The organism is Mesorhizobium sp. P2_D6, assembly GCF_056404315.1.
Map to the genome: position 1 here is coordinate 1 of NZ_JBFUEG010000027.1, position 15747 is coordinate 15747.

Annotated in this window: 16 protein-coding genes and 2 pseudogenes; 4 read left to right on the top strand and 14 right to left on the bottom strand. The window is 59.5% G+C overall.

The features are described from left to right. Positions 1–409, bottom strand: a 409-nt coding sequence (locus AC1D1L_RS31015) for an outer membrane protein (protein ID WP_477345189.1), incomplete at its 3' end; no start/stop codon positions are given. A 308-nt stretch (positions 410–717) separates the two neighbouring features. On the opposite strand from AC1D1L_RS31015, the gene AC1D1L_RS31020 reads away from it, so the two are divergent. Next, the gene (locus AC1D1L_RS31020) at positions 718–1518 is read left to right on the top strand and encodes a phosphatase PAP2 family protein (RefSeq protein WP_477345191.1); all 801 of its coding nucleotides are present in this window, start codon (positions 718–720) and stop codon (positions 1516–1518) included. Here the strand turns inward: AC1D1L_RS31020 and AC1D1L_RS31025 are convergent. Continuing rightward, entirely contained in the window at positions 1423–1905 is a 483-nt protein-coding gene (locus AC1D1L_RS31025; protein WP_477345193.1) for a DUF2127 domain-containing protein, read from the bottom strand. The two genes, AC1D1L_RS31020 and AC1D1L_RS31025, sit on opposite strands and share 96 nt — an antisense overlap. 39 nt (positions 1906–1944) lie before the next feature. On the opposite strand from AC1D1L_RS31025, the gene AC1D1L_RS31030 reads away from it, so the two are divergent. Both AC1D1L_RS31030 and AC1D1L_RS31035 read left to right on the top strand, forming a co-directional pair. Next, on the top strand, positions 1945–2487 hold the full coding sequence (locus tag AC1D1L_RS31030) for a phosphatase PAP2 family protein (RefSeq protein WP_477345195.1): 543 nt from the start codon (positions 1945–1947) through the stop codon (positions 2485–2487). A 247-nt stretch (positions 2488–2734) separates the two neighbouring features. Further along, positions 2735–3187, top strand: coding sequence for a tetratricopeptide repeat protein (locus tag AC1D1L_RS31035; protein WP_477345197.1), 453 nt, complete (start codon positions 2735–2737; stop codon positions 3185–3187). Between the two features lie 208 nt (positions 3188–3395). On the opposite strand, the gene AC1D1L_RS31040 is transcribed toward AC1D1L_RS31035, so the two are convergent. The 5 genes and pseudogenes from AC1D1L_RS31040 to AC1D1L_RS31060 all read right to left on the bottom strand — a co-directional run. Then, positions 3396–4631 carry an FAD-dependent oxidoreductase gene (locus AC1D1L_RS31040; RefSeq protein WP_477345199.1) on the bottom strand — a complete coding sequence of 412 codons (1236 nt, stop codon included), beginning with the start codon at positions 4629–4631 and terminating at the stop codon, positions 3396–3398. Between the two features lie 732 nt (positions 4632–5363). Next, positions 5364–5891: an amidohydrolase family protein gene (locus AC1D1L_RS31045; protein WP_477345201.1), complete on the bottom strand. Its 528-nt coding sequence runs from the start codon at positions 5889–5891 to the stop codon at positions 5364–5366. Beyond that, on the bottom strand, positions 5812–6222 hold the full coding sequence (locus tag AC1D1L_RS31050; protein ID WP_477345203.1) for an amidohydrolase family protein: 411 nt from the start codon (positions 6220–6222) through the stop codon (positions 5812–5814). The genes AC1D1L_RS31045 and AC1D1L_RS31050 overlap by 80 nt, the downstream gene beginning before the upstream one ends. 364 nt (positions 6223–6586) lie before the next feature. Continuing rightward, on the bottom strand, positions 6587–6811 hold the full coding sequence (locus tag AC1D1L_RS31055) for a YjiS-like domain-containing protein (RefSeq protein ID WP_477345204.1): 225 nt from the start codon (positions 6809–6811) through the stop codon (positions 6587–6589). 96 nt (positions 6812–6907) lie between these two features. After that, positions 6908–7066: pseudogene (locus AC1D1L_RS31060) on the bottom strand (FAD-dependent monooxygenase); the annotation flags it as partial. 562 nt (positions 7067–7628) lie between these two features. On the opposite strand from AC1D1L_RS31060, the gene AC1D1L_RS31065 reads away from it, so the two are divergent. Beyond that, positions 7629–9380 carry an adenylate/guanylate cyclase domain-containing protein gene (locus AC1D1L_RS31065; RefSeq protein ID WP_477345206.1) on the top strand — a complete coding sequence of 584 codons (1752 nt, stop codon included), beginning with the start codon at positions 7629–7631 and terminating at the stop codon, positions 9378–9380. Positions 9381–9544: 164 nt separating this feature from the next. Here AC1D1L_RS31065 and AC1D1L_RS31070 read toward each other — a convergent pair. From AC1D1L_RS31070 to AC1D1L_RS31100, 7 genes and pseudogenes are all read right to left on the bottom strand, one after another. Then, positions 9545–10175: pseudogene (locus tag AC1D1L_RS31070) on the bottom strand (tyrosine-type recombinase/integrase). A 345-nt stretch (positions 10176–10520) separates the two neighbouring features. Then, positions 10521–11609 carry a Gfo/Idh/MocA family protein gene (locus AC1D1L_RS31075; RefSeq protein ID WP_477345208.1) on the bottom strand — a complete coding sequence of 363 codons (1089 nt, stop codon included), beginning with the start codon at positions 11607–11609 and terminating at the stop codon, positions 10521–10523. A 48-nt stretch (positions 11610–11657) separates the two neighbouring features. Beyond that, the gene (locus AC1D1L_RS31080; RefSeq protein WP_477345210.1) at positions 11658–12095 is read right to left on the bottom strand and encodes a DsrE family protein; all 438 of its coding nucleotides are present in this window, start codon (positions 12093–12095) and stop codon (positions 11658–11660) included. 124 nt (positions 12096–12219) lie between these two features. Then, the gene (locus AC1D1L_RS31085) at positions 12220–13185 is read right to left on the bottom strand and encodes an MBL fold metallo-hydrolase (RefSeq protein WP_477345212.1); all 966 of its coding nucleotides are present in this window, start codon (positions 13183–13185) and stop codon (positions 12220–12222) included. A gap of 95 nt (positions 13186–13280) precedes the next feature. Next, positions 13281–14105 (bottom strand): alpha/beta fold hydrolase, encoded by an 825-nt coding sequence (locus AC1D1L_RS31090; protein WP_477345214.1) that lies wholly within the window; start codon positions 14103–14105, stop codon positions 13281–13283. A 251-nt stretch (positions 14106–14356) separates the two neighbouring features. Next, positions 14357–14656: a tautomerase family protein gene (locus AC1D1L_RS31095; protein WP_477345216.1), complete on the bottom strand. Its 300-nt coding sequence runs from the start codon at positions 14654–14656 to the stop codon at positions 14357–14359. A gap of 36 nt (positions 14657–14692) precedes the next feature. After that, complete coding sequence (locus tag AC1D1L_RS31100) at positions 14693–15691, bottom strand: zinc-dependent alcohol dehydrogenase family protein (protein WP_477345218.1); 999 nt, start codon at positions 15689–15691, stop codon at positions 14693–14695. Between the last annotated feature and the right edge of the window lie 56 nt (positions 15692–15747).

Here is a 15747-nt window from a genome sequence, read left to right on the forward strand (position 1 = left end):
GAAAGTGAAAGTTCTCGAAGGCATAGCCGACGCGCGCACGGCCTGTGCCATACCAATCGATGTCCGCCGAACAGCCCTCGATCCCGCAAGGCGGTACAAACGGAACCTTGAGGACGCTGCCGTGAATATTGGCGTAAGACACGTCACCTTCGACGCCGAAAACGATCTGCCCCGCCTGCCAATTGTAACCAGCGGTCAGACCGCCGACAAAGCCGTCTGAATCGACRTCAACGGTGCTGCCAAAGAAACGGTAGGGATCGCTGCTCCAGCCCCACCCGGCCACGGCGCCGAGATAGGCTCCCGACCAATTGATGCTTTCGGGCTGAGCATCGCCGATTGCATCTGCGGCATTCGCCGACCCAGCCAGCATCGCGAAAATACCTGCAATTGCAAATGAAAGGCTGCGCATCGTTATCCCACGCTAAAAGTCCGAGCACCTAAATGTATCAGTGTTCGCTAAATTTACTGTCTCATTCATGCAACACTTGAGACTTGGTTCGTTCGCGTGATTTCTGCCACACCGTAGACGCGTCCCCGAACCTGCCCGGTTTCGGGCCCTGCTATTTGTCATCCTCGCGAAAATCCTGCAGCGATGCATGCCTCAAGTCTTCCTCGCCGCGCAAGTGCTTTACGCGCCCCGATCAGCCCCGGCTTCACCCATTGCGTAGAAAGGTCGTGAGTGATTGACGCGCTTCGCGCCTACAGTAGCTTGTGTGTATGGCGATCAAGTCCCCCTCTTTTCCCAACCGGTTTCTGCACGGCTTTCGCGTCGACGCTATGTGGATGATGGCGTCGCTGCTTCTGGCGGCCGCTCTGGTCCTTGGCTTCGGTCTTCTAGCGGAGGAAGTTATTGAGGGAGACACCAGCGGTTTCGATCGGGCGGTGCTTATGGCCTTCCGTAGCGCCGGCGACCCCACCAACCCGATCGGTCCACTCTGGTTGGAGGAAATGGGGCGCGACGTTACGTCTCTTGGCAGTTTTGCCTTCCTGGGGTTCGTGTCGGTGGCAGCAGTGGGCTACCTGCTGATGGCAGGAAAGCGGAGATACGCTGTGCTTGTTGCGGCCGCTGTGGCTGGCGGGGAAGCCATTAGCATCCTCTTGAAAATCGCCTTCGATCGCCCAAGGCCCGATCTTATACACACCACAAGGGTCTTTACAGCGAGCTTTCCGAGCGGACACGCCATGCTTTCCGCTGTCACTTTCCTAACCCTTGGTGCGTTGCTGGCCAAGGCTAACCCCGATCCCCGTGTCAAGGCGTATTTCGTTTCGCTTGCAGTGTTTCTTACCATCATGGTCGGCTTGAGCAGGGTCTATCTCGGCGTCCATTACCCCACCGACGTTCTTGCAGGTTGGTGTGTCGGTTCCGCCTGGGCCATTCTGTGCTGGTCTGCGGTCCAGCGCATTGAGCAGGGTAATCCGTCGCTAAGCTGGCTTGTGCCGCAGCATTATCGCCCACTCGTGCCAGATCAACACCATGACGACCGCGTCGAAGACGGTCAGGACGAGCAGGCCCGGTGAGTGGGTATAGGAAAACCGGTAGACTTGGTAGACCATGAATGCGCCAAGCGCGACGAGAGAGGCCGGATACGCCCACAGCTTGCCTCGCAAAAGGCCTATCACCAAGAGTAGCTTTATCAGGCCGTGGCTGAGCAGGTAGAAGGCGTAGAACTCCTTGCTGGCGATGGAAAAATGGCTTGCCATCTGCGACAGATGGCCGGCTATGAAATCGTTTGGATCTTCGATCAACTCGTCTTGGGTAAGGGCATTGACCCACGAGGCAATGGTGTTCGTGGTTACGAAATAGAGCAGGACCCCGCCGAGACATTCGATCAAGGCATGCGCGCCCTTGAGCCAGACGCTGACTTCAAAAATCTGATGGATGCGGCGTTCGTCGACTGCTCTCATTGGTCACCTCGCGATCCACCGTAACGGAAGCAAGAACGAATGGATGCAACTCTCACTCACTGGATCAACGGCGCAGCTGGGCTCCACCCCGTGCTTGACAGGGCAATGGTCGGGGTCTCGCAAATCGGCGTTCCGCTCATGGTGTTGGCTGTGGCTCTGCAATGGAGGATGATGGTCGACCGCTACCACGTTCGTCACGCGGCCTTATCGGCCGGTCTGGCGTTCCTGCTCGGTCTGGCGATCAACCAGTTCATTCTTCTGTTCGTGCATAGGATACGACCCTACGATGCTGGCGTGACGCATCTGTTGATCGCACCCAGCGCCGACTGGTCGTTTCCGTCAGACCACGCGACTGCAAGCGTCGCGATCGTTGCGGCCTTCGCGATGCAAGCTCTGCCTCGCCGGACGGTAGCACTTTCCTTTCTGGCATTCCTGATTTGCTGGTCGAGAATTTATGTCGGCACCCACTATGTCACCGACGTGATCGGCGGCGCCCTCATTGGCGTCTTAGGTGCCGTCTTGGTGCGACTGGCTTACCGTGAGAATTCCCGTTTGGACACGCTGGTGACGAGGATCCTATAGCTACTAGCCATCATCGCGATGGTCGACAAGTTGACGACCTCGACGGGGCCACGCCAGCGCCAGCAGGCGTGGCGCCCAGACCCTTTGTGCGGTTGGTGTAATCCCACTTACCCCGACAGGTCGCGAACTGCGGTCCGTTCTGCTGCTGGAGCCTCACAAGGAGGCCTGGGACTCGGCACGAACGGCGCTCGCTCTCGACAGGAGCGATGGCGTCTGTCACCAGAGCATGGGGCTTGTGCTTACGCACATGCGCCAGCATCGCGATGCGGGAGTGCATTTCGAGCAAGCGCGCTCGTTGAACCCGCTGGACGTGAACATAGCGGGGGACTACGCAAGCTGGCTCAACTACGGCGGACAGGCCGAGACGGCGCTGAACGTGCTCGAAACTGCGCTCCTGCGCGACCCGTTACCTCCGGTATGGTTCTCGGAGGTGAAGGGCAGCTCGCTCTTCCTGATTGGAAGGTACTCGGAAGCCGTCGGTTCGTATCAGAAGGCCGGCGACCAATTCTTCATTCATGCCTTCCTCGCAGCGGCGTACGCACATTTGGGCGAGACGCAGAAGGCGCGCGCTGAGGTCGTGGAAGCACTGACGAGGAAACACGACCTGAGTCTCCGGCTGTTTTCAGGTTTCCCGTTCGCCGACCAAGTCGGCCTCAAGCTTTTCATGTCAGGCTTCAGAAACGCCGGTTTTCCGGCGTGAACGCACTTTCCGGGAGGTTCCAGATCGATCGGGCGTCCTAGTTTGAAAAATCGCTTGGCAAGTGCAACCTGGATCGAACTTAACCGAAGGCCCGGCGGCGCAATCCAACAGGGGCTTTGGACTTTCAGTCAGACAACGAGGCGCTGACGAATGGCGCGTGGTCCGGCGTGGGGGATCCCGTCACCTCCCAGGCAAAACCGTCGCAATCTCAGTCTTCACCGAAAAAGCGCGCACGCGCCCGATCGTCTGACGGTGCCTCTGGCCCCAAACCGGTGACATCCGGAATACGTGTCGGATCCTGGGCGAAGAGTGCAAACGCATGCTCGCGCCGCCGGTCGGCGGCATCGCCGCGTTCGAACAGCAAAGCCGTTTCCATTGCTTCCAGCCGCCGCATCCGGCCGTAAAAATCATCATGGTCCCTGGCGTAAGCATGTGCTTCCGAATGCCAATCAGAACTCTGTAGCAACCGATCCCTCAGCAACCGGACATCCCGAAGCGTCCTCGACAGCCCACGACCCCACGCTGGATCAGTAGCGGCTGCAGCATCGCCGATGAGAACCACGCCGTCACGATAGGGATTGTCGACCCAGCGATGTGACCCGTCAAAGCTCGCAAATGGACCCGCCTGCCGAGCTCGGTCAAACCAGTGGGCTGGGGCGCCCACCGCCTGAAGCTGCCGGACCATTTCATCGACCGAGTGTCGGCCTGATAGACGCTTAGGCAAAACATCCTTGTGGTGGACTAGGTAGATGCGGTTGCGCCCGGGCGCAATGCGCATCGCGATCACCATTCGTCCGCCCCTGGGATCATAAAAGAGATTGATTGTGCTTCCCGATGATGGAGCGTTGCCGGCGAGAAGCTCCGAACAGTCGACGTCGCCTTCAAGAATCATGCCTGCCGTGATGAGCTGCTCCGGGTCATGCCGCACCTCGAAGCCGAGAAGCGAACGCAGTCGCGAATCTCGGCCGTCAGCCAGAACGACCAGGCGGGCAGAGACCCCTTTGGTCTCATCGCCGATATGAACCCGTGGCACCTCCCCGAATGTAACACTAGCAGCGGCTTCCCCGCGCCGAACCGCTGTCCCAAGGGCCTCGGCATGCGCCAGCAGAACCTCTTGCATCGCTGGATGTGAAAAGGTCATGCAGCAGGTGGCCTCTGGAGTCGTCGCGAGCAGATCCCGAACTGCGGGCGATGCGCCGCTCCTGAATCTCGAATAATAACCTGCCTCGATGGCGCAGCCCTCGAGGAGGAGATCGTATATGCCAAGGCGCTTGGCCTCGAGGCTTCCCCAGGGCATGAGAACTTCGCCACGGATACGATCCCTGAAAGGCTCCTGCTGTTCAACAATGAGGATCCTGGCGCCGCGACTGGCAAGGGCAATGGCCAGCGAAGCGCCTGCAAGACCGCCACCAACAATGATTAGGTCGTATTCAGGGTGATCCATGAGGATAGGTTGTCACAGGCATTTCAGATATTGCTAAATTATAGCCTGCTTACCAAAGGCGTCTACCGCCGTTGCCCCGGCGTCAGAGGATGGAAGGCGATTGCAAAATCGAGTGGATCACGCCCTGGCCATGGCTGGGGCGACAAGAACCACATTCACGTCGGCCCTCCCGGCGGTGGTCCGAAGAAGAAATAGCCTTCGTCGACGTGTCGCCGGCCTGTCTCCAGTAGAAGCGGCACTGTCCAAAGGAAAGCCCGGTTTGCACGCTCGCGCCGGGCTTTCTCTATTGGCGTCTGCCACCCCGCGCGCGTTTCGGCTGGCACAGCGGGGAAGCGGCCTCGCAACACGGCGCAGGTGCGCAATCTCTGACATCTATAGTCTTTATTATTTCAACAAGACCAAGTTCAAACAGAGCGTCGACCTGGCACTATAAACTGCGTTTGACAGAAATTGGCCGCGCCGAAGGAACCGCTCGTAAAGTTAAGCCTGGCATGCCGTCTGCTGACACCCGGCGCGCGGCCACATCCGTGAACTGAATTAGTATTGCACCATCAGCAACCAAACCGAAGGCTGGGCTATTGCGCTCGCTAGAAGCGACTAGTCACCACATTTCCCAGCCGAAATACTCCCGCAACACCGGTGATCACGCCGTCAGTTAGATAGCATATGATATCAGCACGAGCGGCCCGCCAGCCGATCCGGTTTCTGACCCAACTCGGACGTCGAAAGGCGTCAACGCGGATCGAAATTTGGCGCGCCTAAAGCGTAGATGCGTTGGGCCGTTGCTCCCATAATGGCATGCCGATCCGTTTCCGAAAGGCCGGCAACCAAGGCCTCAATTCCACGCCAGGCATCGGACGCGCTCGCGCAGAGCAATATGACTGGCCAGTTACTACCGGCCATAACGCGGTTCGGCGTGAACCGATGGATGACGTGCTCGGCATATTTTCGCAACGCTTCTGTAGACCAAGACCAGCGCACGGCTACTGCGAGGCCGACTGAGAGCTTCACTGACATGTTGGGTAAGTACGATGCCCGCGTTATCTGGGTGGCCCACGGGTCCCAGCCGTCGCTGGAAACGGGCGGGTTTCCCATATGGTTGAGGACCACCTTCAGATTGGGCACCCGCCGAGCTGCCTCCACCACCGACCCGAACTGCGCTTCAGTGATCGGTATTGCCTCAAAGACCACCCGCAGCGGCGAGCAGCCCCAGCGATTCCAGAACCTGCGGCCGCAGAATCCATTCGGGATCAGGCTCATACGAAATTAGATGGCGGATGCCGACCAACTTGCCACGGACGGCAAGTCGATCCAGCGCCTTCGCGCATTGTTTGGGATCGGCGAGTGGCACCCAGCCTACGACGCCAACGATGAAGTCGACATTATTGCCGATGTCGAGATAGTCTTCGGTCTCGTCGATATCGTTGTGCAACTGGACGAGGATGGTCTTGTCTATGCCGCACTCAACCAGCGACGGACGGAGGTCTTCGGGTGTGAAGTCGCGATCGAGCCTATCTCCTACCGCCGGCGGGAACGACAGCGGATAGCGGACGCGGTCCTGAAAGTGCAAGTGAGAATCGATAACGTGCATGAGACTGCTCCGCACACCGGATCTGTCGTTGTCCTACGACTTGCTGGCGGTCATAGCAGAAAAGATAACACCTGGCGTCACTATCTGCCCTTATGCAGCGCGGTTCAAGCGGTTGCCGAGTTGCTCAAGGACGTGGCGTGCCAGTTCGACATCGATGTCGGCAGTCACCGAAGCCAACTCGCTTCGCATTGACAAGGCGATCCAGCGCCTCAGGTGATTGCGGTTCTGCTCTTGCGATACAGATCGGAACGGAGTGACGACAACGGAAGCGCCAGCGCAGGAACCGGCTCTTCGCCGCCCCAGATCCGGGTACTATGGCAGACTTGTCCGAGGCGGTTGGACGTTCAAGTCTTTGACCAATGCCCTAAGCCTGCCTGCCCAACCTGCGCTCGCGGGCGACAATTGCCAGGTACACTGTCGGATCCTGGTCATTTGGCTGCGCGAGGGCGTTGGCAATGTCGCAGGTGTTCAGGCCGATGTCCTGAAGCTCGCGTGTGCTCATCGACGCGAGGAAAGCGAGCTGCCTTCGTTGTGCCCAAAAGCGCGGTAGCCACAGAGCGGCAGCAGCGGTTCCGTGTAGAAGCGCCAAAATGCGACGGACGGTACGGCTCGCCTTGCGTCCCGCCGCCGCCCTGTGGGGGATTCAATAGTGACCATGGCGTTCTCTCCTATTCAGCCGCCTTTCGGTTTCAGTCAGGCATCGGGCCAGCATTGCTGCGTCCTCGATCGCCATGCCTGCACCCTGCGCCATATGAGGCTTCATCGGATGGCAGACGTCGCCCAGCAGGACGAGACGACCGCGGCTCCACAAAGGTAGCGGATCGCGATTGAAGAACGCCCATTTGACAGAGTCCACTCGGTTCAGCGCACTGGTGGCCGGGAGGGTTGGGGTTTTGGTTGGCCGATCCTAAGTCACGCGGCTCGTCCAAGCGTTTAATGACGACTCATGGCACAAAGCAGCGTGTGACCTCTGCAACAGCCATGTCCAGTTTTGACGAATGGACGGGACTGTAGGAATGAGTGCCATAGGCGCATTGCGGCCCGGCAGCCTTTGGGCCGCTTCCTGACTGTCCGGTTTCGGGGATCGCCCAGCGGTAAGCTGCCGTTCTTCGCCCGACCCCATTGGGGACATCGACGCGCCGCCGCTTCAACAGCGGCTCAGCGCCCCCTTCCCGCCATAGAGGCTGGTTGCACCATTTCCCGCGAGCAGTCGTTCCACTAAAAAGGCCGTGGGCGGCAAGCCGACTGCCAGGTCTTAGGCAGCAGCGTCGAAAAATCTTACCTTTGGTGGTCAGGGCGGTGGGCAACCCGCCCTCTTGGCCCACGACAAATCCGGCCAGATGGACATGTCCGCGGCGTCGCAATACAATTACGCATAGTTCCTGCCTTGGGGGCCATCGCACAGTATGGCTGAACAACGCGCTCAACGTCGCCTTGCCGCCATCCTGGCCGCCGATGTGGTCGGCTATAGCCGCATGATGCAGCAGGACGAAGCCGGCACGTTAGCGATACTGAAGGATCGACGGAAAACCGTTCTCGAACCGACGGTCGCCAATCACGGTGGCCGGATCATCAAGCTAATAGGTGATGGTGCTCTCATTGAGTTTGCCAGCGCTGTGGACGCAGTCGAGTGCGCCGCACGGCTGCAAGAACGCATGGCTGCCGGAAATGCTAACCAGTCGGACGGTCTCCAGATCGTGCTGCGCATTGGAGTCAACCTGGGCGACGTCGTAGTCGACGGCGATGATCTCTACGGGGACGGCGTGAATATTGCGGCGCGGTTGGAAGCCCTTGCCGATCCCGGCGGCGTTTGGATCTCAGAAGACGCTTACCGGCAAGTTCGAAGTAAGCTCGCGCTTTCGTTTGACGATCTTGGTCCTCGGGTTCTCAAGAACATCGCCGAACCGGTCCGCATCTATCGGGTCACAAACACGCCGGCAGTGACGGTTACGGCGACGACCACTTCGACACCTGAGAAGCCTTCGATCGCCGTGCTGCCGTTTGCCAACCTGTCGGGCGATCCTGAGCAGGACTACTTCGCCGATGGAATCGTCGCGGACCTCATCACCCAACTGTCGCGACTGCGCGATCTGCTGGTCATTGCTCGGAACTCGACCCTCATGTTCAAGGGCCGAACTGTGCGGGTTCAGGATGTGGCACGCGATCTGGGGGTACGCTTTATCCTTGAGGGGAGTGTGAGGCGCGCAGGGAACAGAATTCGCGTAACGGCTCAGCTGATCGATGGCGCGTCGGGTGGGCATGTTTGGGCCGAGCGCTATGACCGGGAGCTCACCGACTTTTTCGAACTTCAAGACGAAATCACCAAAGCCGTCACCGTTGCACTCCAGGTTAACTTGACCGAAGGCGACACAGCGCGGATCGCGGCCGAAGGGACCCGCAACTTGGAGGCGTGGGAAGCCTTCCTGCAGGGCCAGACCGCAATACTGAAGTTCACAAAGCTCGACAATATCCAAGCACGATTCTTCTACGAACGAGCCGTACATCACGATGCAAACTATGCGCTCGCCTTCGTTATGCTGGCGCACACCCATTGGTTGGATGCGCGGCTTGGCTTCACCCCCGATCCGGCGATCTCTCTTGGGCTGGCAAAGGCGGCCCTTCAGCGTGCGGAGGACCTTGTAGGCGAAACCGGCGCAGTTCTGCACTACAAGGGAAATGCTGCGCTGATGGAGCGGCGCCACGATGAAGCCCTTGAATTCCACCGCCGCGCGGGCGAACTGGCGCCGAGCGACGCCTACTGCGCGGCCGCATTCGGCATGACACAGGTCTATAGCGGCGATTTTCAGGGGGCCATAGCAACCCTGAAAACCTCGCGGCGACTCAGCCCATACGCCATCAACTGGGCTATCTACTACCTCGCCTGGGCCGATCTCTGGCAGGGCGATCTGGAACAAGCGCGGTCCGATGCTGCGCTCTACCTGGCGCGCGAGCCACACGAGCCTTTTGCCTACATCTTATCGGCAATCACCGCTGCCGCCACTGGCCGGCTCGACGCCGCCCGCGGTCACATCAGCTTCCTGCTTGGCAAGCATCCGGAGATGACTCGCTCTGGTGTTGCCGCCGCACAGTTCTATCGCGATCCCGAGCGCCTGCAGCGAATTATGGCTTGGCTCGAGGATGCGGGTCTGCCCGAATGACAGGAATTTTCTTGGTCACTTTCTACAGGTCTTTATGTGACACGAAGCGGTCACTAGCACCTCTCCACCGGACTGACCGCTTTCCACCCCATGGTGGTCGGGGCCGTTGAGATTGATAACCCGTTGAAGCGTTCATCCGCGTCGCGCCGGATGACCGCCCAACGTCAGATTTCGGTCCGTTCTGCCAAGAGCAGCGCGTCCTCCACGTCGACCCCCAGATCGGACCGTGTTCTCAATCTTGGAATGTCCGAGCAGTATCTGGAGAGCGCGGATGTTTCCCGTCGCCTTGTAGATCATCGACGCCTTCGTCCGTCGGAGCGAGTGTGTTCCGTACTCCTCCGAACGCAGACCGATCGCGGTCACCCATTGGTCGACCAACCGCGCGTACTGCCTTGTGCTCATGTGGCATGAATGATCGACCCGGCTCGGGAACGCATAGTCCTCGACCGAGCCCCCACGTCGTTCGAGCCAGGCCAGAAGGCTGGCTCTCACGTCACTGGTGATCTCGAATTGGACAGGCCGACCTGTCTTTTGCTGAACAACGATCGCGCGAGTTCTGATCTCCGGCCCGGCCACCACATCGCGAATTCTGATCTTGACTAGGTCGCAGCCCCGAAGCTTGCTGTCGATCGCGAGATCGAACAGGGCTCGGTCCCGGATGCGTCTCTCGCGATCAAGGAGGAAGCGGATGGCCCAGATTTGCTTCTGGGTGAATGGACGCTTGGCGCCTACCTTTTTTCCAGCGTTCCAAGCTGCGCGCTCGCGGCTGGCATCATCGAATTGAGAATAGCCCATGTGAGTTCTCCTCGGCCGTGATTGGCCGAGAGTGAAACGTGGCAGGACACTACGGCTCAGGGGCCGGAAGCTGGCCGTCCGAAATCAGGCCGAAATTGTCTGAAGCGGCCATTCCGCTGGCGACCCGATTTTGGTCGTACAGGGTGTGATAGCGCCGCCGAAATAAATACACACATTCAAGAACCCTCATCCAACTGCTTCGGCCGGCATCCAGACAGCCTTCAAGCCGGTCGCGCGGAACCAGACAAAGCTCGTCCGAGGATCTCTCGACTGAGGTCTTGTTATCTCGCGAACCGCTAGAACTCAGATCCGCCGGGCGCACACACCACCAGCGCTTGCGTCGTCTCAGACATCGCGCGCGACTCCCCCGCTTTGCTCGATCGCGTCGATTAGACGATGCAGTGTGACGGCGTCTCCAAACGTCGGCCCCCGACGCGTGCCGGAAGTCATGTCGGAAGCGAAGAAATCGTAGAGGTTTCTGACGTTGCCCGTCAGGACGTTTTCGCCGGCGTCGAATTCACCCGGTGCGGAGATATGATGAAGGGACTCGCCTGCTTGTGCCCCCATAAGCTTGAATCCCCCCAGGCCCACGTAGCCGACAGGACTCGTCAGCAACAGGTCACCCCTGCTACCGTTGATCTCCACACGGAAATTGGTAGCTCGCGACAGTCCGCCGCGGAAATGGCTTGTCACCAGGCCGCCTGACGTGAGCTTCCCACTGAAGGCGATCTGGTCGGCGACGTCGAGCGGAACGATTTCCTGGCTCTCCGTCATCCTAATCGTGGTGCGACGATTGACCAGTGTCCCCGACACGCTGTGGAAGTTGTCGTCCAATGCGAACAGTAAGGCATCGATAGTATGGGCAAACGGCACGTGCAGCATGCTTGCGCCCTTCGACGGGTCCAAGGTATATCGAAAGGCCTCTTCCAGCTCTTCCCCCCAAGTGATCCCCGAGCCAATGATCGAGCAAGAGAGCACTTCGCCTAGATAGCCCTGCCTGATGAGCTCACGCATTTGCCGGACGGTCGGATTCGCGCGGGTCTGAAGGCCGATCATTGTTGAGACGCGTTTTTCGACGGCGAGCGAGTTCATCGTCTCCGCATCACGCAAGTTCATTCCAAGTGGCCATTCGGAAAACACCGACTTTCCCGCTTCCAGCGCCGCAGTTACCACTCGAAGGTGTTCCGGAACCCTCACCGTGACGACCACCAGATCGACATCAGGGTGGTTCACAAGCTCCTCCGTCGACGAGACCGCGCGCTGGAAACCGAACTTCTCGGCTGACGCCCGCGCAGTTTCAATTCGATGATGGCTCACGACAGAAAGGCTGAACTGCGGGAAATCTCTCAACGCAGGCACATGGGCGGTCGAGGCCCAGCCGCGGTCGGGGTGCACGCCGATGATGCCAACTCTGATCGGTGCATGGTTCGGCATGGCGGTCTCCTTTGCTCCCAATGAGAGATTCGATCGGTGAACCGACCGTCACTCTGTGATCTTGACGAAGCCCTGTTGCACAAGCTGGATCGTGCGGGCCATGGCGTCGAGATTGACCTTGATGCGGGGGAGAAGATCGGCGTTTCCCCAGCCGTTAACCTTCGCGGTCGCACCGCAAAGTTCGACCTTGGCGCCCTTGTCGATGAGGTCGGCAACCAGCTTCTTGTATGGGTTGCCGGTGGCAATGTTGCGCGACGCATTATAGGCTGCGTCACTGAGCGTGACGTGACCCGCATTGGTGTGGAAGACCACGATCACGTCCGATGTCGCCTTCCAATTCGCGATGTCCGTGGTGATCAGTTGAAGATGGAACAGCGCTGCTGGCAGGTCGCCTTCGAACTGAAGGTCCCCGATGCTGTGAACAGACTTCACTTCATTTAGTTCGACCGGGATATCAATGAAAAGAGCACTTTTTGCTTCCAGCATGGCTGTCTCCTAGGGTTCGGAATTCTRTAAGGTTCAGTTCGGGGGACGCCCCTAAGGGCGTCCCGACGGCGTGTGCGTTGGGAGGAAGCGCCAGAAGAAATCGGAAGATAGACGAAGGCTCGTACTAGACGCCCTCGTAGACCAGCCGCGTGAAGAAGCTTGGATCGATGACGAAATTCCCCCACTTGGCATCGAACGACCCCGTGGGCTTGGCGGCGACTGTCTCGTCTCTCGATCGCCCTTGATGCTTGAGCGCCGCGACCTTCTCGCGCACGGCGACAAGCATGTCGCGGAATTCCTGGAGCTCCGCTCGATTGCTCACGGGGTTTCCGTGGCCTGGAATGATGATCGTGTTGTTGGTCGACGCGGCCAGATTCGCATCCGAAGCCGCGATCATCCCGTCAATGCCGCCGCCCGTCGAATAGTCGATGAAGGGATAGATACCATTCCAGTAGGTGTCGCCGACATGCAGGACGTCCGCCTCGCCGAACATGACCGAGATGTCGCCGTCGGTATGCGCCGGGCCATAATATTTCATGGCTACCGACTGGCCGCTCAGCTTGAGCGAATGCTCCTTTGAGAAGACGTGCTTGGGGACCCCGCTCTGCTCCAGCGGCAGGAAATTGTAGTCCCAGTCCTCGACCCGCTGCACCTGCGACAGGTGCTTTAGGGTATTCTCGTGCGCGATGATCTTGGCGCCGCCAGAACCGATCCAGGGGTTGCCGTCCGCGTGATCGAAATGCCAGTGGGTGTTGATCAGATGGGTCACGGGTTCGGCGGAGATGGCTGCGAGCGCCTTCGTCATTTGGGGGCGCGATACGCTGATGCCCGCGTCAACCATGACGAGGCCGTCCTTGCCGCCTAGGGCCGCGACATTGCCGCCAGAGCCTTCGAGGATGGTGATGTTATTCCTCAGCTTGTGAGTGGCAATGTCTGCTTTGGCGGCGCTGTCCTTGATGAGGCTCACAAGCCCGCGCGCCTCGGCATAGGCTGCGCGCGGGCTCATCCAACCACCGGTCGCCGCGAAGGTGGCAGCGCCTATGCAGCAAAGGCAAAATCCACGCCGGGAAAGCATGTGTTCGGTTATCATGACATACCTTTCCGCAGCCGACCTCAGGTGGGCCGACTGCTTTTGAATTGACTTGAGGAAACCGCTTGGGCAGGCCTTTCGACCTGCCCAAGTGGTTACGCCTTGATAAAGGCGAGCAGGTCCGCGTTGATCACATCGGCATGCGTGGTGAACATTCCATGCGGGTAGCCATCATAGACTTTGAGTTTTCCGTTCTTGAGCAGCTTGACCGAGAGTTCGGCAGAGTCGGCGATGGGCACGACCTGATCGTCGCTTCCGTGCATTATCAGGACGGGAACGTCGATGATCTTCAGGTCCTCGGTGAAATCGGTTTCCGAGAACACCTTGATGCACTCGTAGTGCGCGTTCGCACCGCCCATCATCCCTTGGCGCCACCAGTTGCGGATCGTGCCTTCGGAGATCACGGCGCCTGGGCGGTTGAAGCCGTAGAATGGTCCGCTGGCGATATCGAGATAGAGTTGCGCTCGGTTAGCCGCCAAGGCGGCGCGGTAGCCGTCGAAAACCTCGATCGGGAGTCCACCAGGGTTCCTGGCCGACTTGACCATCACGGGAGGAATCGCAGAGATGAGCACTGCTTTGGCGACCCTGCCTTTACCGTGCCGGGCGACGTACCTGGTGACCTCGCCGCCCCCGGTCGAATGGCCAATATGGATCGCATCGCGAAGGTCGAGCGCCTCGGCGAGTGCGGCGACGTCCGCCGCGTAGGTATCCATGTCGTTGCCGTCGGAGGTCTGGCTTGAGCGACCATGGCCCCTCCGGTCGTGAGCGATGACGCGGAAGCCCTTGCCGAGGAAGAACAGCATCTGGTTATCCCAATCATCGCCGCTCAGCGGCCACCCGTGATGGAACACGATCGGCTGACCCGCTCCCCAGTCCTTGTAGAAAATCTGCGCGCCGTCTTTCATTTTGATGCTGTTCATAATCTCACTCCCATCTTCCACGGTTGGATTGGTTGAGTTCGCAGACGCCCTGGTCGCCAAAGGCAGCGTCGTGGCAAGAGCGACGGCTCCCGTCCCGATAAGGACTTCCCGTCTTGTCGCCGTGGGCATTGTCGTGGACGTGCTCGTATCCATTTCTCTTCCCCTTATCGGGCTGGACACGGCTTCACTGAAGGCTCGGGACTATGCTGTCCGGATGCTCCCGTTTCGACCGTGTAGAGATTGCGAAGCGATCAGCCGAGAACTGGCGCTGCCGAGGCCCACTCTTTCCGGGTGGTAGGCGTGCCATCGATCATTTCGACGATCTCTTTGGATTTCGAAAGAGTTGTCATCAACGACTTGGGCCCTTCAAAGGGCCTGCCGCCGATATGCCAGCCGTCGGTATGAAGCTCCTCGATAAGGACCCATACCACTTCGCGGAAGGCCTCCGATCCCTCGAACTTTACCATGACGTCGGTCAGGGCCTTCGCCATGGCATGTTTCTCTTCCGGCGTGAACACGCCGTCGACCAGTTTCACATTAACGAATGGCATGACGCGTTTCCTTTGATTAGAGCTTGAAGGGTCGCCTTAGTCGGTGACGTCGATCACGATCTTCCCGTTGGCAGTTCGGTTTTCGATTTCGGCATATGCTTCCGCAATGGTCTCGAAACTGAAGCGGCGGGGATCGACGAGAGGTGTGATCTTTCCTGCTTCCGCGAGCCGCTTCGCCTCTCGCAGGATTTGCCCGTGATGGGCGCGGCCTTCCCCGGTCAGGATCGGCAGGAGCGTGAAGACGCCGGAGTAGCTTGCGGCTCGGAACGAGAGGGGACCGAGCGAGTGGGTTCCCCATCCCAGGCAGCTGACGACATGGCCGAAGCGGGCCACAGCGTTGAACGCGGCGTCGATACCGGCGCCGCCCACGGTGTCGTAAACAATGTCGAAGCCCCGCCCGCCCGTATGATCTTTGACGTATTCTTCGACCGTCGTCTGATGGCGGTCGATTGCGGTGGCACAGAGCTCCTCGATCTCGCGGTGCCTGGCAGCCTTGTCCACGGCGAAGACCTCGGCGCCGAAAGCGCGTGCGATCTGGATGGCAATGTGACCGACGCCTCCGGCACCGAGTACCAACACCCTCTGCCGAGCCTGGACTTGGGCGCGATCCACCAGACCTTCCCAGGCGGTGATAAAGACCAGCGGCAACGCGGCCGCTTCTCGCATGGTCATGTTGGCAGGCTTGGGAGCTAGCAAATTTGCGTCGACGGTAACGAAGGTCGCGAGCGAACCCTGGAGACCGCCCACGCCGCCCGTCATGCCGAAGACCTCGTCCTGCGCCTTGAATTCGGTCACCCCGGGGCCGACAGCCTCGACGATTCCGGCCACGTCCATACCAAGAACAGCGGGCAGTGGATGCCTCGCATGCGGAGCTTGGCCGCTTTTGATCTTGAGATCGAGCGGGTTGACGCTGCTCGCCTTCACGCGGACAAGGACCTCGCCCGCCGCGGGCGCTGGGGAGTCCATGCTGGTGCGAACGAAGTCGGAGTTCGTCTCGTTTAGGACGAGGGCCTCCATTTTTCTCGGCATAGTCATCTGTCTGCCTCACTGCGGTGTCGACGGCTATCCGTCGACTGTCACAGGATGGCAGA

Bases quoted from the DNA above. Each gene is read 5' to 3' on its own strand.
- AC1D1L_RS31035 (WP_477345197.1), top strand. From the start codon at position 2,735: ATGCGCCAGCATCGCGATGCGGGAGTGCATTTCGAGCAAGCGCGCTCG.
- AC1D1L_RS31090 (WP_477345214.1), bottom strand. From the start codon at position 14,105: ATGAACAGCATCAAAATGAAAGACGGCGCGCAGATTTTCTACAAGGAC.
- AC1D1L_RS31040 (WP_477345199.1), bottom strand. From the start codon at position 4,631: ATGGATCACCCTGAATACGACCTAATCATTGTTGGTGGCGGTCTTGCA.
- AC1D1L_RS31080 (WP_477345210.1), bottom strand. From the start codon at position 12,095: ATGCTGGAAGCAAAAAGTGCTCTTTTCATTGATATCCCGGTCGAACTA.
- AC1D1L_RS31065 (WP_477345206.1), top strand. From the start codon at position 7,629: ATGGCTGAACAACGCGCTCAACGTCGCCTTGCCGCCATCCTGGCCGCC.
- AC1D1L_RS31075 (WP_477345208.1), bottom strand. From the start codon at position 11,609: ATGCCGAACCATGCACCGATCAGAGTTGGCATCATCGGCGTGCACCCC.
- AC1D1L_RS31100 (WP_477345218.1), bottom strand. From the start codon at position 15,691: ATGACTATGCCGAGAAAAATGGAGGCCCTCGTCCTAAACGAGACGAAC.
- AC1D1L_RS31020 (WP_477345191.1), top strand. From the start codon at position 718: ATGGCGATCAAGTCCCCCTCTTTTCCCAACCGGTTTCTGCACGGCTTT.
- AC1D1L_RS31050 (WP_477345203.1), bottom strand. From the start codon at position 6,222: ATGCACGTTATCGATTCTCACTTGCACTTTCAGGACCGCGTCCGCTAT.
- AC1D1L_RS31095 (WP_477345216.1), bottom strand. From the start codon at position 14,656: ATGCCATTCGTTAATGTGAAACTGGTCGACGGCGTGTTCACGCCGGAA.
- AC1D1L_RS31030 (WP_477345195.1), top strand. From the start codon at position 1,945: ATGGATGCAACTCTCACTCACTGGATCAACGGCGCAGCTGGGCTCCAC.
- AC1D1L_RS31025 (WP_477345193.1), bottom strand. From the start codon at position 1,905: ATGAGAGCAGTCGACGAACGCCGCATCCATCAGATTTTTGAAGTCAGC.
- AC1D1L_RS31085 (WP_477345212.1), bottom strand. From the start codon at position 13,185: ATGATAACCGAACACATGCTTTCCCGGCGTGGATTTTGCCTTTGCTGC.
- AC1D1L_RS31045 (WP_477345201.1), bottom strand. From the start codon at position 5,891: ATGAGCCTGATCCCGAATGGATTCTGCGGCCGCAGGTTCTGGAATCGC.